This window comes from Paenibacillus sp. 22594 (genome assembly GCF_052044425.1).
In the GTDB taxonomy this organism is placed as follows: domain Bacteria; phylum Bacillota; class Bacilli; order Paenibacillales; family Paenibacillaceae; genus Paenibacillus_AQ.
In genome coordinates this window covers 25,431-44,913 of sequence record NZ_JBQENA010000009.1, presented here as the reverse complement: position 1 = coordinate 44,913, position 19,483 = coordinate 25,431, and the positions used below count along the sequence as shown (strand labels likewise).

Annotated in this window: 17 protein-coding genes; 13 read left to right on the top strand and 4 right to left on the bottom strand. The window is 53.5% G+C overall.

Annotated elements, in window-relative coordinates; genetic code table 11:
• Positions 1–61: 61 nt before the first annotated feature.
• Entirely contained in the window at positions 62–2,806 is a 2,745-nt protein-coding gene (gene acnA, locus ACTJKB_RS24240) for an aconitate hydratase AcnA (protein ID WP_440836918.1), read from the bottom strand.
• A gap of 325 nt (positions 2,807–3,131) precedes the next feature.
• On the opposite strand from acnA, the gene ACTJKB_RS24235 reads away from it, so the two are divergent.
• The 11 genes from ACTJKB_RS24235 (at position 3,132) to ACTJKB_RS24185 (ending at position 11,037) form a co-directional block, all read left to right on the top strand.
• Positions 3,132–4,163, top strand: a complete 1,032-nt coding sequence (locus ACTJKB_RS24235) for an amidase domain-containing protein (protein WP_440836917.1) — start codon at positions 3,132–3,134, stop codon at positions 4,161–4,163.
• 19 nt (positions 4,164–4,182) lie between these two features.
• A complete protein-coding gene (locus tag ACTJKB_RS24230) occupies positions 4,183–5,274 on the top strand; it encodes a D-alanine--D-alanine ligase (protein WP_440836916.1) in 1,092 nt (363 codons plus the stop codon).
• A 48-nt stretch (positions 5,275–5,322) separates the two neighbouring features.
• A complete protein-coding gene (locus ACTJKB_RS24225) occupies positions 5,323–5,640 on the top strand; it encodes a hypothetical protein (protein WP_074086838.1) in 318 nt (105 codons plus the stop codon).
• Positions 5,637–6,644 (top strand): UV DNA damage repair endonuclease UvsE, encoded by a 1,008-nt coding sequence (gene uvsE / locus ACTJKB_RS24220; RefSeq protein WP_440836915.1) that lies wholly within the window; start codon positions 5,637–5,639, stop codon positions 6,642–6,644. Before ACTJKB_RS24225 ends, uvsE begins: the two co-directional genes overlap by 4 nt.
• Before the next feature lie 79 nt (positions 6,645–6,723).
• Complete coding sequence (locus ACTJKB_RS24215) at positions 6,724–6,846, top strand: hypothetical protein (RefSeq protein ID WP_440836914.1); 123 nt, start codon at positions 6,724–6,726, stop codon at positions 6,844–6,846.
• The gene (locus ACTJKB_RS24210) at positions 6,843–7,727 is read left to right on the top strand and encodes an inositol monophosphatase family protein (RefSeq protein WP_440836913.1); all 885 of its coding nucleotides are present in this window, start codon (positions 6,843–6,845) and stop codon (positions 7,725–7,727) included. The genes ACTJKB_RS24215 and ACTJKB_RS24210 overlap by 4 nt, the downstream gene beginning before the upstream one ends.
• 15 nt (positions 7,728–7,742) lie before the next feature.
• On the top strand, positions 7,743–8,006 hold the full coding sequence (locus tag ACTJKB_RS24205; RefSeq protein WP_440836912.1) for a hypothetical protein: 264 nt from the start codon (positions 7,743–7,745) through the stop codon (positions 8,004–8,006).
• A gap of 100 nt (positions 8,007–8,106) precedes the next feature.
• Complete coding sequence (locus ACTJKB_RS24200) at positions 8,107–9,399, top strand: stalk domain-containing protein (protein ID WP_440836911.1); 1,293 nt, start codon at positions 8,107–8,109, stop codon at positions 9,397–9,399.
• Positions 9,400–9,492: 93 nt separating this feature from the next.
• Complete coding sequence (gene def / locus ACTJKB_RS24195; RefSeq protein WP_440837072.1) at positions 9,493–10,065, top strand: peptide deformylase; 573 nt, start codon at positions 9,493–9,495, stop codon at positions 10,063–10,065.
• 75 nt (positions 10,066–10,140) lie between these two features.
• A complete protein-coding gene (locus tag ACTJKB_RS24190; RefSeq protein WP_440836910.1) occupies positions 10,141–10,383 on the top strand; it encodes a hypothetical protein in 243 nt (80 codons plus the stop codon).
• Positions 10,384–10,416: 33 nt separating this feature from the next.
• Positions 10,417–11,037, top strand: a complete 621-nt coding sequence (locus ACTJKB_RS24185; protein WP_440836909.1) for a hypothetical protein — start codon at positions 10,417–10,419, stop codon at positions 11,035–11,037.
• A gap of 110 nt (positions 11,038–11,147) precedes the next feature.
• On the opposite strand, the gene ACTJKB_RS24180 is transcribed toward ACTJKB_RS24185, so the two are convergent.
• Positions 11,148–12,464: a glutamate-1-semialdehyde 2,1-aminomutase gene (locus ACTJKB_RS24180; protein ID WP_440836908.1), complete on the bottom strand. Its 1,317-nt coding sequence runs from the start codon at positions 12,462–12,464 to the stop codon at positions 11,148–11,150.
• 123 nt (positions 12,465–12,587) lie between these two features.
• Entirely contained in the window at positions 12,588–13,640 is a 1,053-nt protein-coding gene (locus ACTJKB_RS24175) for an LCP family protein (protein ID WP_440836907.1), read from the bottom strand.
• A 103-nt stretch (positions 13,641–13,743) separates the two neighbouring features.
• Between ACTJKB_RS24175 and bcp the strand changes: the two genes are divergently transcribed.
• Together bcp and ACTJKB_RS24165 are read left to right on the top strand one after the other, a co-directional pair.
• Positions 13,744–14,211 carry a thioredoxin-dependent thiol peroxidase gene (bcp, locus tag ACTJKB_RS24170; RefSeq protein ID WP_440836906.1) on the top strand — a complete coding sequence of 156 codons (468 nt, stop codon included), beginning with the start codon at positions 13,744–13,746 and terminating at the stop codon, positions 14,209–14,211.
• Between the two features lie 124 nt (positions 14,212–14,335).
• Positions 14,336–18,622 carry an acyl-CoA dehydratase activase-related protein gene (locus tag ACTJKB_RS24165; protein ID WP_440837071.1) on the top strand — a complete coding sequence of 1,429 codons (4,287 nt, stop codon included), beginning with the start codon at positions 14,336–14,338 and terminating at the stop codon, positions 18,620–18,622.
• A 91-nt stretch (positions 18,623–18,713) separates the two neighbouring features.
• On the opposite strand, the gene ACTJKB_RS24160 is transcribed toward ACTJKB_RS24165, so the two are convergent.
• Positions 18,714–19,409 carry a DinB family protein gene (locus ACTJKB_RS24160; protein WP_440836905.1) on the bottom strand — a complete coding sequence of 232 codons (696 nt, stop codon included), beginning with the start codon at positions 19,407–19,409 and terminating at the stop codon, positions 18,714–18,716.
• Positions 19,410–19,483: the final 74 nt, after the last annotated feature.

Genomic DNA, 19,483 nt, shown 5'->3' with positions numbered 1-19,483 from the left:
TGTGATAGGAGAAGACCGGCATCCCATGCGAAACGCAGGCAGCCGGTCTTCAGCGAAAGATTTATTCCACCGGAAGCGCCGAATCTGAAGTGGAGGCATCGGCCAGCATCTGGCGGAGCACGGTCTGCAGAATCCCGCCATTGCGGTAGTAGTCAATGTCCACGGTGCTATCGAGACGGGCAATGACCGGGAACTCGAACTGGGTGCCGTCTTCACGGGTAGCGGTGACGGTCAGCTCTTGACCAGGCAGTACATCGTTGCCAAGTCCGGTGATGTTGAAGGTCTCGCGTCCAGTCAGCCCCATGCTGCTCCAGCCATGACCTTCCTGGAATTGCAGTGGCAGCACGCCCATGCCGACGAGATTGCTGCGGTGAATCCGCTCGAAGCTCTCGGCGATAACGGCTTTGACGCCCAGCAGGAGTGTGCCCTTGGCTGCCCAGTCGCGGGAGCTGCCGGTACCGTACTCCTTGCCGGCGATGACGATCAGATTCTGTCCTGCGGATTGGTACAGCATGGATGCATCATAGATCGACATTACTTCTTCGCTTGGCAGGAAGGTGGTGACTCCGCCTTCCGTTCCCGGAGCAACCGCATTGCGGATACGGATGTTTGCGAACGTGCCGCGCATCATCACTTCATGGTTCCCGCGGCGCGAGCCGTAGGAGTTGAAGTCGGCGCGTTCCACGCCATGGCTCCGCAGATATTCACCGGCAGGACCGGAGTTGGAAATATTGCCCGCCGGCGAGATGTGGTCAGTGGTTACGGAATCAGCAAGCAGTGCAAGCACGCGGGCATTGCGGATGTTCTCGATATCGCCGACACCGTCTGCCAAATGCTCAAAGAATGGCGGGTTCTGGATGTACGTCGAGTTGTCGTCCCATTCATACAGCTCGCCTTCCGGTACCGGAATCGAGTTCCAGCGCTCATTGGCCGTGAATACATTCTCGTATTTGCGGCGGAACATCTCCGGACTCAGGGAGAGGGCGATGGCTTCGCGGATTTCCGCAGTGGTTGGCCAGATATCAGCAAGGAAGACAGGCTCGCCTTGCGGATCATAGCCCAGAGGCTCGGTTTTCAGATCAATGTTAACTGTGCCTGCCAGTGCATAGGCTACGACAAGCGGCGGGGAGGCCAGGTAATTGGCTTTGACCTGCGCATGCACGCGGCCTTCAAAGTTCCGGTTCCCGGATATTACGGCAGCTACCGTCATATCATGGTCTGTGATCGCCTGGCTGACTTCATCCGGCAGCGGGCCGGAGTTGCCGATACAGGTGGCGCAGCCGTACCCGGCCAGATAGAAGCCTAGTGCTTCCAGAGGCTTCAGCAGATTAGCCTTTTCCAGGTATTCGGTAACGACCAGCGAGCCTGGCGTGAGGCTGCTTTTTACGTATCCCGGTTTGGTCAGTCCACGCTCTACCGCCTTCTTGGCCAGCAGGCCGGCTCCCAGCATTACACTCGGGTTGGAGGTGTTGGTACAGCTCGTAATGGCTGCAATCACAACGGCACCTGTGCTTAACTTGCTGCTCGTGCCGTTCTTATGCTGTACTTCCACTACTTCGTTTATTTTCTCGTCGCTTAGGCCATAACCGCCTTTGTCCACCGGAGTACGGATAATACCTTCGAAGTTTTCTTTCATATGCGTCAGCTCAACCCGGTCCTGCGGACGTTTCGGTCCGGCAAGACTCGGAACCACAGAAGCTAGGTCTAGCTCAATGAAATCACTGAACTGCGGGTCTGGCGTGTCTGCGGTACGGAACATACCCTGTGCCTTGTAATAATCTCCAACCAGCTCCACAAGTTCATCCGGCCGGCCGGTGCTGCGCAGGTAGGCAAGCGTCTCGTCGTCCACAGGGAAGAAACCGATGGTTGCCCCATATTCGGGAGCCATATTGGCTACGGTTGCGCGGTCTGCCAGGCTGATGTTGGCCAGACCCGGTCCGTAGAATTCAACAAATTTGCCGACTACGCCTTTTTTACGCAGCATCTGGGTGACGGTCAGCGCCAGATCGGTTGCCGTAGCTCCTTCTACCAGACTGCCGGTAAGCTTGAAGCCCACCACATCCGGTGTTACAAAATAAAGCGGCTGACCCAGCATACCGGCTTCCGCCTCGATGCCGCCTACACCCCAGCCTACAACGCCGAGACCGTTAATCATCGTCGTATGGGAATCGGTGCCAACCAGGGAGTCCGGGTAGACGACGGTTTCGCCGTCAACGGTCTTGGTGGTTGCCACGGAGGCCAGATACTCCAGGTTAACCTGATGTACAATGCCAGTTGCCGGTGGAACCGCGCGGAAATTGTTGAAGGCGGTCTGCGCCCAGCGCAGGAACCGGTAGCGTTCTTCGTTGCGTTCGAATTCCACGTTCATATTGTATTCAAGCGCGTCTGCGGTGCCAAAAGCATCGACCATAACCGAATGGTCAATGACCAGGTCAACCGGTACGAGCGGATTGATTTTTTTCGGGTCGCCGCCGGCTTTCTTTACGGTATCGCGCATGGCAGCCAGATCGACAACCACCGGAACACCAGTGAAATCCTGCAGCACGATCCGGGCCGGGATGAAGGGGATTTCCTTATTGCGGTCGATACCGCCAGACCAATCCGCCAACTGCTTCACATGTTCTTCGGTAATCGCCCGTCCGTCATATTGGCGGACAGCGGCCTCAAGCAATACTTTGATGGAAAACGGCAGGGAGGAAATAGCCCCTGCGCCTTGCTCTTCAAGGGAATTAAGATGATAGTAGCGATAGCTTTTGCCGCCTGACTCCAGGGTGCGGGCCAGCGAAAAATGGTCCTTGCTTGGCATATATGCGCCTCCTTGTTTCATCTGATGAAACTACATTTCAATATTTCGTATATCATAAGTATAACGGTTACATAGGGGCGAGTAAAGTTTTTTTTGCCGCAAAAAGGCCCGGATTGTTCAACGGGTTATGAGGTTTGGTGCCTGGAAAATAAGGGGATTGCTATTGTTAGATACTGTTCCTTCTTCATCACATAAATGTGAACCCGTTGCCCCCGTCATCCCCATAAGCCAAAAGTGTTTCTTCTTTTTTCTAGCTGTATAGCTGCGAGGTTTTCCTCATATACATAGAGCAGCAGCTAAACAGGGGTGAAGGGCGGGGAATGGAATGGAACAGCAGTGGAAGAAAAGTCTCTACGTCTACGTAGATCAAGTGAATAAAGGCCGTGTGGCGCCGGGAGTTGACCAGCAGCGCAGCAGTGCGGTCAGGGACCCGCGGTTCCTGCTGGAGCAGGGCGAGCGCTCCCGCCGTCTGGCGCAGTGGTATCTGCGGCGAGGCATTACACCGCTTCGTTCGGAGACAGGCGTCCGCACATTGCGGACGGTCCGGCAGAACCCGTCCGAGGTGGTCGCGGATGTAGCGCTGCACAGTGCACTGTATTACGAGAAGGGTGGCATCACGCACCGCGAGGATGTGATTGAAACGGAGCGGCTGACTTTTGTGAGTGAAGGGGGCGCCTGGGAGATTACCGCTGTGGAGCGCAGCGTGCCTGAGCGGAATTCAATACGCAAAGTGCTCGGAGCGGAGCCTCTACTTCGGCTGTCCAAATGGGGCGAGGTGCTTCCCGTTCCGCAGCCGTCGCAGCCATTGCTTAATAAGAGTATTCTACGCAGCATTACCAGCGGCAAAGAAGTGCGCTACCGCCGCGAAGAGGCAGCAGCATATGCCGACCGGTGGTGGAAGAACGGCAATCCGGAGTTCGAGGTATTTGATGTGGATTGCACTAATTATGTGTCCCAATGTCTCTTTGCAGGGGGGGCGCCTATCAACTATACTGGTAAAAGAGAAACGGGCTGGTGGTACAAAGGCTATAATGGCGCCCAGGAATGGTGGAGCTTCAGTTGGGCTGTGTCGGACAGTCTGCAGCGCTATTTAAGTGCAGGCCGGAGCAGCGGACTACGGGCCGAGGCGGTGGAACGGGCAGATCAGCTGATGCTTGGGGATGTTATCCAGTACGATTGGGACGGCAACGGCCATTATCAGCACAGCACGATTGTTACCGCTTTTGACGCAGCGGGACAGCCGCTGGTGAATGCGCGGACAGTCAGCAGCCGGCACCGCTTTTGGGATTATCGTGATTCCTATGCATGGACTGACAGAACGGCCTACCGTTTTTTTCATATTAATGACTACTTATAAATCAGAAAGAGGTTAGGGCATGGGTGACACGAAATTAACCGTAGGACTGGTGTACGGCGGCAAATCCGGGGAGCACGAGGTATCGCTGCAGACGGCGTTTGCGGTTATGAATGCTTTTGACTACGCTAAATATGAGATTATTCCTTTTTATATTTCGAAGCAGGGGCTCTGGAAGGTAGGAGCCGTGCTGGACGCGCCTTTTGGTGCTATTGAGCAGTTGAAGCTGGGCGGTGAAGCCGGGGATATGGGCATGGCGTTAAATGCAGTATTCAGCGGTCTGACCGGCGGCGGCCAGGTGATTGATGTGATGTTCCCGCTACTGCATGGTACCAACGGGGAGGACGGAACGATTCAAGGCTTGTTCGAAATGGCTAATATCCCGTATATCGGCGCAGGCGTGCTGGCATCTTCCGCAGGTATGGATAAAGTCGTGATGAAGAAGCTGTTCGGGGAAGCCGGGCTGGATCAGTGCGAATACTGCTATTTCAATATTAGTTCCTGGAAACGCAAAAGCCATGAGCTGATCATCGGCCTGGAAGATAAGCTGGGGTATCCGGTATTCGTCAAACCAGCCAATCTGGGCTCCAGTGTGGGCATTTCCAAAGCCGTGGACAAGGAAAGCTTGATCAAGGCGGTTGATTTTGCGTTCCGTTACGATACCAAAGTCATTATAGAAGAGTTCGTCGATGCGCGTGAGGTTGAAGTCAGTGTGCTCGGCAATGAGGAGCCCGAGGCTTCTGTCCCGGGTGAAATCGTCTCTTCTGGTGAATATTATGATTACGCCGCAAAATACACCGACGGCAAATCGCAGATGCTGATTCCGGCACCTGTGGACTCTGAGGTTGCAGACCGCCTGCGGGAATCCGCCATTCAGGCCTTCCGGGCCATTGAGGGCAGCGGCATTACCCGGGCCGACTTCTTCCTCCGCAAATCAGACGGGAAAATCCTCATAAATGAAGTGAATACGATGCCCGGCTTCACACCGTTCAGCATGTATCCTTTGCTGTGGCGTGAGACCGGCGTATCTTACCAGGCGCTGCTGGACCGCATGATTGAGCTGGCGCTGGAGCGTTACCATTTCAAGCAGAACCTGAAGTACGACAACGAATAACATTTTGCGAGCGGCGGGATCATTCCGGCCGGGAAGGAGAGGAACAGGATGGGATTTCAATCCGAATTCAATTCCGTGTGCAAGTTCAAGAATGAGCAGGAGCTGTACGAGCTGCTGGAATACGGCCGCACCAAAATGGTTAAGCAGGGCTTTCGCGTGTATCCTACCGGTCAAAAGGTCATAGCCTACACACCGGAGAATGTGGCAGTAGCCATTGTCAAAATTTCCGCGTCCATCGCGGAAATTAATTTTCAAGGCAATGAGGTTACTGCTGTGGAGATGGATCTGGTACGCAAGCTGAATGACGAAGAATCACGGATACAGACAGCGCTGGCGTATGAGATGTTTTTTGGGGAAGAGGGATGATTGTCCGGTTTGGCTATGTAGCTATGTCCACAGTCATTCCGGACTGCTCGCCCTCCAAAACCATGACCATGGCTAGCTTCAACAAGCTGAGTGACCGGGAGGCCGGAATCCGGCGGCTGGAAACTATTGCCCGCGGGAATCTCCACAATACCCTGCGTCTGCTGAAACATAATGTCGGCTCGGATATACAGGTATACCGCCTGACCTCCAAACTGATTCCGCTCGCTACGCATCCCGACATGCAGGATTGGAATCCTTTTGCTGCACTCACTCCTGATTTTGCCGAAGTAGGCAGCTATGTGAAAAAACACGGACTGCGGGTTTCTTTTCATCCCGACCATTTTACGGTTCTGAGCACTCCCCGGCCCGAGGTGCTGGCCAGCTCCATCCGCGATCTGCAGCATCATGTGGATATGCTGAATGCCATGGGCCTTCCCGCAACCGCGAAGAACAACATTCATATCGGCGGCGCTTACGGGGACAAGCCTGCGGCGGCTGCACGCTTCGTAGAGCAATTTGCGGCATTGCCGCAAGTATTGCAGGAGCGGATCACACTGGAGAATGATGACAAGACATTCACCGCGCCGGAGACTCTTGAGGTCAGCCGGAGGCTGGGTCTGCCGATGGTTCTCGATATCCACCATCAGTGGGTGAATAACGAAGGCGAGCTTCCCTGGGAGTTGTGGCCGGAGGTCCTGAAGACCTGGCAGACACCACTGGCACAGAAGGACACGCTCCCCGGTGAATGGCTGCCCCCGAAGATCCATGTCTCCAGCCCGCGCAGCCCTTCGGACCCGAGAAGTCATGCCGATGGTGTAGAGCCCGCACCTCTTCTGGCTTTTCTGAAGCGCATCGCTGCGGATACTCCGGCCGTGGATGCGATGATTGAAGCGAAAGCCAAGGACGGGGCGCTGTTCGATCTGATGGAAGCCCTGAAGGAGCTGGCTGAAGCCGGGAACGGAATAAAGGTATTAGATGGAGCCAGCGTTAATATTGAACCATAAATCCCGGATAACCCGGGGCTAGAGGCGGGAAACGGGGCAAGGTATGACTTGATAAGTCCCTTGAAATAGGGTACGTTGAATGAAACTTAAGCAAGAAGAAGGCCAGTGCCGGGAACACCTGGCCTGGCTGATTGACCCCGAAGAGCACCTTGTCTTTACATATGAGAACAATTATGTTCAAGAAAGCGGAGTGAAGATATGAATCCTACAAATCCTGATAACCGGAATGACCGCGAGCCTTACGTCGTTACCAGTAAGGGGCATACGGCTGCAGCCATCAACGCCGCTGCCAAAGCGGGGGAATGGATCAAGAACAGACAGGGTCATGTGAAGGAACTGGGCAGCAAGACGTCGGCCCAGGATCTGGTTACAGAAGTCGACAAAGGCGTGGAACAGATGATACGCCGGCTGATCCTGACCCATTATCCCGACCATGCCATTCTCGGGGAAGAGAGCGTTCAGCCTGGGGTAGATGCTTTGACCGCCGCCCTGGAAGAAGGGCGGAAGCATGAATATTTATGGATTGTTGACCCGATAGACGGGACGACCAATTTCGTACACGGCTTTCCTTTTTATTGTGTCTCCATAGCCCTGGTAGTCAAGGGAGAGCTGACAGTGGGGGTTATCTATGACCCTATCCGGGATGAAATGTTCGTCGCCGAGAAGGGCAAAGGCGCGTATATGCACGGTATTCCTACCTCCGTTTCTGCTGAAGCAGACCCGGGAAGCAGCCTGGTAGCCATGGGCTTCCCTCCAGACCGTCTCTTTGCCCAGCCCGCCAACATGGCCGGGCTGCAGCAGATTCTGCCGCAGATCCGCGGCGTCCGTGCAGGCGGTTCTGCCGCTCTGCATCTGGCGTACGTAGCAGTGGGCCGGGTGGATGGTTATTGGGAAGTCGGCTTAAGTCCGTGGGACTGTGCAGCGGGTGTGCTGCTGGTATTGGAGTCCGGCGGCAAGGTGACGGATACGCAGGGCAATCCGTATGACATCGGCACCCGTCATGTGGTGGCAAGCAACGGCCGAATCCATGATTTCCTTGTGGGCTCGCTGGAGGAAGCTAAGGCAACAGGTTATAAGAAGTAGGAGGCGGCGGGAAGCATGAGCGAGAAGGACGATCTGGAGCGCAAGCTGAGTGAACTGCTGGAGGATGGCGAGATGGAGGAGACAGACCGGACCGCCAAGGAAATCCGCCAGATCTCACCCAAGTATGAGATTCGTGTTCAGACCACACTTGATCCGATTGTGGAAGAAACGCTGCGCTACCGCAAATTCGGCCAAGAACTGGATGACAGATATGATAAATATCTGAAGCGTACGGAGAAAGGCAATGCCTTAATAGACACTGATGATACTAAGCAATAATAGATTCATGCCAGAGCGGCTTCCAGATATCGGGAAGCCGCTCTTTTGCATAGGCGGACTGGGTGTTAGAATGGAATTATACCAATTTGGGAGGGATACGATGCTGAACGCATGGAAAAAAATGTACACGGCTGGCACAAGCGGCCTGCTGCTGTTCACGTTATTGATCAGTGCAGGAGCGGGGTCTGCTAGTGCAGCTGAAGCAGCAGTAACACAGGGGGCGGAGCCGGATGTTTTTCGCATCGTAGCTTTGGGGGATTCCATCACTGCGGGCTATGAGCCGGGAATGACCGATCCGAATGTAAAGCCTTACGGATATGCGGAACGCCTGCTGGAGCAAGGCTGGTATCATGGCAGAAGCGCTCTTAGCAACTATGGTATCCTGGGACTTACCACTACGGGGTTGCTGAATTATACCGCGGCTATTAAAGATGGAGCTGTTACAACTGCCGACGGGATACAGCCCGGACTTCCGGATCCGCGGATTCAACAATTTGCCTCACTCACTCCACAGATCAAAACAGAGCTTGGCGAGGCGGATCTGATCACACTGACGATCGGCGGAAATGATGTCAGCAGCCTGCTGCTTACGGCCAAAGATCTGACAGAAGAGGCGTTCAAGGCTGAGCTGGATCAGCTTTTGGCAAGCTACAGCAGCAATGTGAAGACAGCTCTGGAGAATATCCGCACGGTTAATCCGCAGGCCACCATTCTGCTGGCCGATCAGTATCAGCCGGCGCCTAAGATTGCCGTGAGCAGCTCCTACCTGAAGCTGATGAGCGCTGCGCAGCAGTTCACTGTGGCAGCAGAGGGTGTAGCGTCCAGCATGAACCAGCCGGGTGCTCCGGTAAAAGTGGCTCATGTGGCGGAGAAGTTCGCAGGTGTGGAAGCTTCGCTGACCCATATCATTGGCGCGGGAGCAGCGGATTTTCATCCGACCCAGCTGGGATATGAGACCATTGCGCGGGTTTTTGCCGAGTCATATTGGGGAGAGTACCGTACGCCATCCGTCCCCGTCTGGACAGCCGCATCGGCTCCTATGTCGATTGTAGTGAAGGGAGTGGAGCTGAATACGCCGAATAAGCCGATTCTGAAGAATGGCCAGAACTTCCTGGCGCTTAAGGATATTCTGAACGCTGTGGGCGCCAACGGCAAATGGGACAACAAAACCCAGAGTGCGAGCATTGTGTACGGTGGAAGAACCGTTGTGATTACCATTGGCTCCAAAACGATCAAGGTGAACGAGACAGCTGTAGCCGTTGATACACCGGCGTTTCTGCAAAAGGTTGGCAAGGAGGATAAAACCTATCTGCCGCTTGCCGCACTCGCCACCGGCCTCGGCTTCGATGTGAATTACAGCAGCAAGCTGCGGACGGCTTTCATAAATCCATAAATACGCATAAACTAAGATAAAGATAAATTCAGCCCGTACGGCATAAAAGGTGGATGAATGTTGTTGTCTAGTGCAAAATATAATGCAGAGTATATGATTACCATGGATGATATTGTGCGAGAGGGGGAGCCCGTGCTGCGCACGGTAGCTGAACCTGTACAGATGCCTTTGCAGGCCGAGGATCAAGAGGCGCTGCAGTGCATGATGCAGTTTTTGAAGAACAGCCAGGATCCGGAAGTATCCGCCAAATACAAGCTGCGTTCGGGTGTCGGGTTGTCGGCCAACCAGATCGGGCTGCTGAAGCGGATGTTCGTAATGTACCTGAGGGATGAGAAGGGCAACATGGTGGAGCATGCCTGGGTGAATCCCAAGATCATCAGCCACTCGGTCGCGATGGTATATCTGCCGGAGAGCGAGGGCTGCCTGTCCGTTGACCGCCCGGTGCATGGCTTTGTGCCGAGATATGAATCCGTGAAGGTGAAGGGCTATAATATGGACGGCAAAGAAGTGGTCATAAAGTTTAAGGGCTACCAGGCCATCGTAGTCCAGCATGAAATCGACCATCTGGACGGGATTATGTTCTACGACCGGATTAATGAAGAGAACCCGTTCAAGCTCCCTCAAGGTGTGAATATCCGCAGTCTTTATGAGCAGAAAGGCAAATAAAACTGCTGTCCCTGCTTAAACCGCTGTCCTCCGGGATAGCGGGTTTTTCAGAATGGAATGGCTAAGGGAGTACATATGGACAGAAACACAGACCTCCTGACGGTTATTTTTACCGTACTGGCACTCGTAATTGTCGGAGTGTTCCTGTACAGGATCCGAAACGGGACATTTAAAAAGCATCTCATGGCGGAGGCGGCAATTGTAGTCAGCTATATCGTTGTATCGGGAGCAGCATCCGACATGGCATTTCTTCTACGGCTGGCAATCACCTTATCCATTGCAGGAGTATTTGTTTACGGCCGCATGAAGAGTGATTGAAGCAGCAGAACTAAACGACAGGAGGGAATGCAAATGGGCTGGAGTAGAATGCCGATACGTGGGATGCAGAATGAGTACAATGATGAAGCGAAGCGGGTTGATGAGCAAATTCTAGAGTTGTATCGGCAGCGCAAATCAGTTTCTGGAGGTAAGAATCTTTTTCCTGATCCGGAAACGGTAGAGCAGTGGTCTGTGCAGTTAGGGCTTGAAGCTAGTGAAATCAGGTTCATTCTGAGCAACCTAAATGAGGCACGGCCGAGGCGGCATTTCTGGGAAGAGCCAGGTGCCTTGCTTGGTGTGCTGCCCATTATGAAAACAACGCTGCAGGATGATGCCGAGTATACTCTGACCCATGCGATGCAGCATGAAAAGCTTAGTATTGTCACGCTGGAGATCAGATATCTGAAAGAGACAGTGGGGCATGTCAACGTCAATGCTGAGCTTATGCTTGCGGTTGTCGGTGATACGGATTACGAAATCGATGGACATGGCGCGCATGGCGGAGGAGCTCATCTTCAAATGCAATTCATGGTTTCTCCGCCGCTGCCGGAAGAGATAAGCTCCGTCGAATTTTCCCTTGTACCTGGCAGCAACAGGTTCATACGCCCTATAAGAGAAGAGGTTATCCTGGACAAGCAGATTGACTTTCACTAGCATGTACCGAATGTTTATGCACAAACAACCCACTGCGCTTATATCCGCAGTGGGTTGTTTGTATTTAAGGAGCTTCAGCGCAGCTGAGGCTGTTGCCTGCAAGGACCGTATTATTTCTCCGCCGCCATGGCCTGGAACGAAGCGTCTGCCGCTTCAAGAGTGAGGTCAATATCGGCATCGGTATGAGCCGTGGTCAGGAACCAGGCTTCATACTTGGACGGGGCCAGGTTGATGCCGCGGTTCAGCATGTGGCGGAAGAAGCTGGCGAACAGCTCACCGTCTGTATCCTGGGCTTCATCGTAATTGGTCACCGGATGGCTGCAGAAATGAGTGGAGAATGAGCCGCGGATCCTGTTGATGGTCAACGGAATGCCATGGCGGTCAGCGGAGGCCTGAAGCCCTTCCGTCAGACGGATCGCCAGCCGTTCCATTTCGTCATACACACCTTCTGCTGCAAGCACCTCAAGGCAGGCAATGCCTGCGGAGATGGAGGCCGGATTGCCTGCCATTGTTCCGGCCTGGTAGGCCGGGCCGAGCGGAGCCACCTGCTCCATGACATGCTTGCGGCCGCCGTAAGCGCCGATCGGCAGGCCGCCTCCGATAATTTTGCCCAGTGCGGTCAGGTCGGGAATGATATCCTCATGATGATCAAGTCCTGCATAGGTCTGGGTAGAACCGTAATGGAATCGGAAAGCCGTGATGACTTCGTCATAAATCACGAGGGAGCCATTGTCGTGGGCCTGCTTGCAGAGCCCTTCGAGGAAGCCCGGCTGCGGCATAACCATGCCGAAATTCCCGACAATAGGCTCTACCATGACCGCTGCGACATCCTTGCCCCATTTGTCCAGCGCCTCACGCAGTGCGTTCAAATCATTGAAGGGCACGGTAATAACCTCCTGGGCGATACTTGCAGGTACTCCGGCACTGTCAGGTATACCCAGGGTGGATGGACCCGAACCTGCGGCTACCAGAACAAGATCGGAATGGCCGTGGTAACAGCCGGCGAATTTGACAATCTTGCTGCGCTTCGTATACGCGCGGGCCACACGGATTGTGGTCATGACGGCCTCGGTGCCGGAGTTGACGAAGCGGACTTTATCCATCGAAGGGATGGCTTCTTTCAGCATCTGGGCCAGCTTGATCTCGAGCTGCGTGGGGGTTCCGTACAGCAGCCCGTTTTCTGCAGCCTTTGTAATGGCTGCTGTAATATGGGGATGGGCATGTCCGGTAATAATCGGTCCGTAGGCGGCCAGATAGTCTATGTATTCATTGCCGTCTTCGTCCCAGAAGCGCGAGCCGCCGGCACGTTTCATGAAGACGGGAGCGCCGCCGCCTACAGCTTTGAAGGAACGGGAGGGGCTGTTGACGCCTCCGACAATATGCTGCAGGGCTTCCTCATACAAATGTTCAGATGTGGTACGGTTCATGGTTCATCATCCTTTCAATAGTAGTGGCACAAGGGAAAGGGCGAACCGCCGGATTCATCCGCTGTTCGCCCGCCCTAATGCCAAGCATAGGTTTATATACGAATATCTCTGAAATGGAGTGCACTATTTGCTGCCGGCACTTGCCGAAGGGCTGCTACCCGGTGAAGCAGAAGGCGATGGAGACGGTTCAGGACCAGTCAGCGTGTCTTGAACGAACTGCTTCAGCTCGTCTTCGCTGCTGATGCCGATGACTGCAGAACCGCCGCTGGTTTTTTCTTCAGTAAGCAGATCCATTGGGGGAATCTGCACGCTGCCGCCCATGGAACTGTCATAGCCTACGGTAGCCAGCTTCCACATATCATTCACATCCAGGTTGGTATCAATGAAAGGGGTAACCTGGGACAGGATATTGGGAAGCTTGATAATAGATGTGGTGCTTATTACTTTGTCTGCAACCGCCTTAAGGAAGCCCCGCTGGCGCTCCGTCCGGGTGAAGTCGGATGTAGCATCGTGACGGAAACGCACATATTGCAGCGCCATACTGCCGTCGAGGTGCTGGAAGCCCTTTTTCAGATCAATGTCGTATTCCGGTCCATCGGCTTTGGTCTTGTAGACCATGTCCTTCTCGACATCGTAATCGATCCCGCCAACAGCATCCACCAGCTTGATGAAGCCCTGAAAGTCGGTGTAGACATAATATTGAATCGGAATGCCGAGCAGATCGCTGACTGTCTGCATTGCCGTGTTGGGTCCATGAGTAATCGCCGTATTGATACGTTCTTTGCCGTGCTCAGGGATAGGAACATAAGTATCACGGAGGATAGAGAACACATAAAACTTCTTCTTGACCGGGTCAAGCGAGGCGACCAGCATCGTATCGGAGCGTGGTACTTCACCCTTCTTCACGCCTCGCGCATCGACACCCATAAGCAGGATGTTGACCGGCTCGGTACCTTCCCATTTAGGAGGCTGAATAACATCGGCCGAAGGAGAGGGGAGTGCCGCAAACGGTGAGTCTTCACCCGTCTTATGCAGATTGTCCATTTGATTATAGATCTCAGCAAAATAATAAATTGCCCCGCCGATAATGAGGAGAAGTATGATTGCCAGAGTCCAGAGCAGCGGTTTCTTTTTTGACTTACCGGCTTTTGCGTGCCGTTTCTTTCTTGGTGACATTTCGTTCTTCCTTTCCCATTCACATTCTCTACATTATAATTTCTTTTAGGTATACAAGCAATTTCGGAATATACATCGATATTATGAAGGAGCGAAACAGTAAATGAACGAACTTAAGGTCGGACAAGAAGTGCCGGATTTCACCCTTCCCGCTTCAACTGGACAGAACATCAGCTTACGGGATTACCGAGGCAGCAAGGTAGTGCTTTATTTTTATCCGAAAAATATGACACCTGCCTGTACCCAGGAGGCCTGCGAATTCCGTGACGCCGGGGACCCGATTGCCCGGGGCAATGCAGTTCTGCTGGGAATCAGCCCGGACACCCTGTCTTCCCACGCGAAGTTCATCGAGAGGAACAGTCTGCCCTTTCCGCTGCTTGCCGATGAGGAGCATAAGGTAAGCCAATTATTCGGAGTCTGGCAGCTCAAGAAACTGTACGGCAAAGAGTTTATGGGTATTGTGCGCTCTACCTTTCTCATTGATGAGCAGGGCCTTCTGGTCAAAGAATGGAGGAAGGTCCGGGTCAAAGGACATGTTGAAGCTGTATTGGGAGAAATCATGAATAAATAAGTATGCTAGTAGTTAATTGTAAATGTCTGTAACATTTCTAACAGCTTCCATAAGGCGCTCTCATGATATAGTTGCCTCATATTACTTCAAATTTGGAGCAAGGCATGGTGATGATGGCATGATGATGCTGCGTATTGGGCTGGACGTCGGATCAACTACGGCCAAATTGGTTGTTATGGAACGTGATACGATTATATATCAGGATTATGTGAGACATTTTAGCGATATAAAAAAAGCTGCGCTTTCTCTCCTGTCGGATGTGCGGGACAGGTTCCCGGATCGCGAGGCAGCACTTACTGTAAGCGGTTCCTCCGGCTTGTCTCTTTCGAAGCTTGGCGAAGTTCCCTTTGTTCAGGAGGTCATCGCCTGCACGAAAGCGATCAGCGAGCTGATCCCGCAGTGTGATACAGCGATTGAGCTTGGCGGAGAGGACGCCAAGATTATCTATCTCAGCGGCGGCATTGAGCAGCGGATGAACACGGCCTGTGCGGGTGGCACGGGAGCATTCATTGATCAGATGGCTTCCCTGCTGCAGACAGACCCGGCGGGCCTGAATACCCTGGCCGAACAGCATGAACGGATCTATCCCATCGCATCGCGTTGCGGTGTATTTGCCAAAAGCGATGTTCAGCCGCTGCTTAATGAAGGCGCCCGCCGCGAGGACGTAGCGGCTTCTATTTTTCAGAGCATCGTCAATCAGACGATTAGCGGACTGGCCTGCGGCCGTCCGATCCGCGGACGGGTAGCTTTCCTGGGCGGACCGCTGACCTTCCTGCCCGCGCTGCGGCAGCGTTTTGCAGAGACCCTTGGGCTGAACGAAGGGGATGTCCTGTTCCCGGAGCGTTCACAGTATTTTGTCGCAATCGGTTCAGCGCTATCGCAGAACGATCCGCTGGTTCTGCCGCTGTCCGGCTGGCTGGCCCGGCTGGATGCCGTGGACTTCTCAGCCGACCGTGCTGAGGATGCCGAGCTGCAGCCGCTGTTCGCGACGCCGGATGATTTGGCGCAGTTCCGTCTTCGCCACGGCCAGGCGGCAGCTCCGCGCTCTGAACTGGATACATATCGCGGTCCCTGTTATCTCGGCATTGATGCCGGGTCTACGACAACCAAGCTGGTAATTACCGGCTCAGCAGACGAAATCCTCTATACCTTTTATGGAAGCAACAAAGGCAATCCCCTGCAGTCTGTAAGCGATGCGCTGAAGGAGATTTACCGGATTCTGCCGGAGGGCTGTCATATTGCCGGTGCCTATGCAACCGGTTATGGCGAAGGCCTGGTCAAGGCAGCGCTTCGAACAGACGGAGGCGAAGTGGAGACGGTAGCCCACTATAGGGCAGCCTCCAAGTTCATGCCGGAGGTTGATTTCATCCTCGATATCGGCGGACAGGATATGAAGTGCATCAAGATCCGCGGCGGCGCCATCGACAGTCTCATGCTGAACGAAGCCTGCTCCGCGGGCTGCGGCTCCTTCCTGGAGAGCTTTGCATCTGCACTGGAGCTAGGCATTGGAGAATTTGCAGCAGCCGCATTGGAATCCACGGAGCCGGTCAACCTGGGCTCACGCTGTACGGTCTTTATGAATTCCAAAGTGAAGCAGGTTCAGAAGGAAGGCGCTACTCTTGCCGATTTATCGGCAGGGCTTGCGTACTCCGTGATCAAGAATGCGCTGCAAAAGGTGATCAAAATCCGCAATCCCGAGGATCTGGGACGCAATATCATTGTACAGGGCGGTACCTTTTATAATGAGGCTGTGCTTCGGGCGTTTGAACTGCTTACCGGAAGAACCGTGGTCAGACCGGATATTGCGGGTGTGATGGGCGCTTACGGCTGTGCGCTGATTGCCAGAGAGCATGCCGGACTTGATGGAATCAGCACCCTTTTGGGACCGGAGGAATTGAAAGCCTTCAAATATCAAGTCTCTCCGGGCCGCTGCGGCCTTTGCGCCAACAACTGTGCGCTGACAATCAGCCGCTTCCCCGACAAGAGCTTCCATGTTACGGGTAACCGATGTGAGCGAGGGGCAGGGGGCAAGAAAGAGAAGAATAGCCTTCCAAATCTGATGCAATATAAATATGAACGGTTTTTTGATTATGAGGGACTGCCTGAGGAGCAGGCGCAGCGGGGGACGGTCGGCATTCCTCGGACCATGAATATGTTTGAGAACTACCCGTTCTGGCACACTTTTTTCACCACACTGCGCTACCGGACTGTCCTGTCGCCGAAGTCCAGCAAGAAGCTCTACGAGAGTGGAATGGACACCATCCCTTCGGAATCCATCTGTTATCCGGCGAAGATGGCCCATGGCCATGTCCAAAGCCTGCTTGGCAAGGGAGTCGATTTCATCTTTTACCCGGCTGTTGTGTACGAGAAGAAGGAGGATGATGCGGCGCAGAACCATTTCAACTGTCCAGTGGTGGCCTCCTATCCCGAAGTTATACGCAACAACATGGATGGGCTAAAAGAAAAAGGCATACCGCTTGTGAGCCCATTTCTGACCTTTGATGATATCCCGGCGCTGACCCGGGTTCTGGTGAAAACCTTTATGGATATTCCTAAGGAAGAGATTGCCGCTGCCGTGCAAACCGGTCTTGCCGAAGCCGAACGGGCCAAAGCAGATCTGCGAAACAAAGGTGAAGAAACGCTTGAATTCCTTACTCATAGTGATACCAAGGGAATTCTGCTCTGTGGACATCCCTACCATGCAGACCCCGAGATCAATCATGGCATCGCCGAGATGATTACGGGTATGGGGCTGGCTGTGCTGACCGAGGATTCGGTCTGTCACCTGGACCGCAGTGAAGGGGATGTGGGAGTAGTCAACCAGTGGACCTATCACGCACGGATGTACCGCGCAGCCCGTCTGGCCGCCAGCAGAAACGATCTGGAGCTGGTGCAGCTGACCTCGTTCGGCTGTGGCATAGATGCCATCACTTGCGACGCGGTTCAGGACATTATGGAACGCAATAACAAGGTGTATACCCTGATCAAGATTGATGAGATCAGCAATCTGGGTGCCGCACGCATCCGCCTACGGTCACTGCTCGCGGCCATGCGCGAGCGGGAGAAGGGCGATGTTCAGCCTCAGCTTCTGTATAAGACACAGGCCAACGTGCCTTTTACGAAGGAAATGAAGGAAACCTATACGATTCTGGCTCCGCAAATGTCACCAATTCATTTCGAACTGTTCGAACGGGTCTTCCGTGACGCCGGATACCGGCTCAAAATTCTGGAGAGCACCGGACCGAAGGAGACAGAGGAAGGTCTCAGATATGTAAATAATGATGCCTGCTATCCGGCGATTGTCACCATCGGACAAATGCTGTCAGCGCTAAAGAGCGGAGACTATGATCCGAACCGGACCGCTGTGATTATGTCGCAGACGGGGGGAGGCTGCCGGGCAACCAATTATATTTCACTGCTGCGCAAGGCACTGAAGGATTCCGGGCTGGGGCAGATTCCGGTAATTTCGCTGAATGCCTCCGGAATGGAGAACCAGCCGGGCTTCCGCATTAGCCTGAAGCTGGCGAACCGTCTGATTGCAGCCGCGTGTTACGGCGACCTGATGATGCGTCTGCTGCACCGCTTCAGACCGTATGAGGTGATTCCGGGAAGCGCACAGGCCTTGTTCCGCAAAGGGATGGACCGCTGCAAGTCAAGCCTGTCGACCTTTTCGTTTAGAGAATACAAACGCCTGACCCGGGAGATCGTGGCTGAATTTAGCCAGCTTCCTGTAATTAAAGCTGTTAAGCCGCGAGTGGGAATCGTGGGCGAAATCCTGATCAAATTTCATCCCGATGCCAACAACCATATCATTGAGATGATTGAAGCCGAGGGCGGCGAAGCGGTTATGCCGGATTTCCTGGATTTCATTTTCTATTGCGTCTACAATCCCATTTACAAAGCTGAGCAGTTCGGCAAAAGCAAAAAGCTGGGCTACATTAATCCGATGCTGATCTCCTATCTGGAAATTTACCGCAAACCGGTTAAGGTGGCACTGGAAGCCGCAGGACTGGCCAAAGGGCGCGAGAATATCTACGGACTTGCCGAGAAGGCCAGCCGCCTGGTTTCTGTGGGGAACCAAATGGGCGAGGGCTGGTTCCTGACTGCGGAAATGATGGATCTGTTGGATAACGGGGTTAATAATATTGCTTGTATCCAGCCTTTCGCCTGTCTGCCAAATCATATAACCGGACGGGGAATGATTAAAGGGCTGAAGGATCTGTATCCCGGGGCCAACATTGCTGCCATTGATTATGATGCGGGTGTCAGTGTCGTGAACCAGGCGAACCGGATCAAGCTCATGATGTCTATTGCCAGCGGGCTGGAGAACAGTGTTCCCCACCCTACCCCTAAGGTGAAAAAAGGCAGTACGATTAAGCCTGTAATGGTGGGCATTAGAAGCGACCTATAATTTAGCTGATACCAAATCAAAGAGCGTACCCTTAGCAGATGGGGTACGCTCTTTATTTTGGATGCCGAATTCAATGACCTTAGGAGTCCTGTTACTTTTGCAGCTTCAGCTTGATCCGCATAGCTTTATTCAAATGAACGAAGTTATGCCGCGTGGCAGGCATCAGCACCAGGCCCGCAATGGTCTTGCTCCCCCAGTAATCAATCAGCCATTGTTCTGATTCTTTCACAGCGCCTTCCCCGGAAATTCTGCTGATCTGCGCGGGACTGGGCTTGGACCGGAACTGCCCGGGCTGCAGAGCAGCGATGATGGACCGTGTCCGTGCTGCTACGGCCTGACGGTAAGCCAGCAAAGCCTCAATGTGGACCGTTTCACTGAATTCGGCGATGTCCTCTTCGCTCATCCCGTTTCCAGAATGAATAAAAGGAGTCTTAAGCTTGTCGGCAAAATGTCCGGAATGAAGAACCTGTTCACCGCCTGCAATGAGGATATTCATGGTGATGTCCTCAATACGGGCACTGTGCCAAATATGCCACGCGATCGAATTATTGCTGTTAACTGTATGTACCGGATAACTGCGCAGGGTTTGCTCGCGGAGATCTTTTAACAGCTCATCTTCATAGGTTGCCTGTCCCTGATTCGTGCCATCCGAGGCGTACAGGTAGGCATGGAGCTTCAGGAACAGAGCTGCCGCATTAGTATGCTCCTCCGGTTTTGTGATGATTCCAGTCAATTGCTTATGCTTGGCGCTCCAGATTGTCCGTGCTTCAAGATTCAAGAGGCTCACCGCTTCCGCTTTAATGTTGTCATTTGTCTAAAGTATATATTAAATGAGAAATACTCCAAATGCCAAAATGATAG

Excerpts from the sequence above, each read along its gene's own strand:
- ACTJKB_RS24235 (WP_440836917.1), top strand. The coding sequence starts at position 3,132 with ATGGAACAGCAGTGGAAGAAAAGTCTCTACGTCTACGTAGATCAAGTG.
- ACTJKB_RS24215 (WP_440836914.1), top strand. The coding sequence starts at position 6,724 with ATGAAACTTAAGCAAGAAGAAGGCCAGTGCCGGGAACACCTGGCCTGG.
- ACTJKB_RS24225 (WP_074086838.1), top strand. The coding sequence starts at position 5,323 with ATGGGATTTCAATCCGAATTCAATTCCGTGTGCAAGTTCAAGAATGAG.
- ACTJKB_RS24200 (WP_440836911.1), top strand. The coding sequence starts at position 8,107 with ATGCTGAACGCATGGAAAAAAATGTACACGGCTGGCACAAGCGGCCTG.
- ACTJKB_RS24175 (WP_440836907.1), bottom strand. The coding sequence starts at position 13,640 with ATGTCACCAAGAAAGAAACGGCACGCAAAAGCCGGTAAGTCAAAAAAG.
- acnA (WP_440836918.1), bottom strand. The coding sequence starts at position 2,806 with ATGCCAAGCAAGGACCATTTTTCGCTGGCCCGCACCCTGGAGTCAGGC.
- def (WP_440837072.1), top strand. The coding sequence starts at position 9,493 with ATGATTACCATGGATGATATTGTGCGAGAGGGGGAGCCCGTGCTGCGC.
- ACTJKB_RS24230 (WP_440836916.1), top strand. The coding sequence starts at position 4,183 with ATGGGTGACACGAAATTAACCGTAGGACTGGTGTACGGCGGCAAATCC.
- ACTJKB_RS24190 (WP_440836910.1), top strand. The coding sequence starts at position 10,141 with ATGGACAGAAACACAGACCTCCTGACGGTTATTTTTACCGTACTGGCA.
- ACTJKB_RS24180 (WP_440836908.1), bottom strand. The coding sequence starts at position 12,464 with ATGAACCGTACCACATCTGAACATTTGTATGAGGAAGCCCTGCAGCAT.
- uvsE (WP_440836915.1), top strand. The coding sequence starts at position 5,637 with ATGATTGTCCGGTTTGGCTATGTAGCTATGTCCACAGTCATTCCGGAC.
- bcp (WP_440836906.1), top strand. The coding sequence starts at position 13,744 with ATGAACGAACTTAAGGTCGGACAAGAAGTGCCGGATTTCACCCTTCCC.
- ACTJKB_RS24165 (WP_440837071.1), top strand. The coding sequence starts at position 14,336 with ATGCTGCGTATTGGGCTGGACGTCGGATCAACTACGGCCAAATTGGTT.
- ACTJKB_RS24210 (WP_440836913.1), top strand. The coding sequence starts at position 6,843 with ATGAATCCTACAAATCCTGATAACCGGAATGACCGCGAGCCTTACGTC.
- ACTJKB_RS24185 (WP_440836909.1), top strand. The coding sequence starts at position 10,417 with ATGGGCTGGAGTAGAATGCCGATACGTGGGATGCAGAATGAGTACAAT.
- ACTJKB_RS24205 (WP_440836912.1), top strand. The coding sequence starts at position 7,743 with ATGAGCGAGAAGGACGATCTGGAGCGCAAGCTGAGTGAACTGCTGGAG.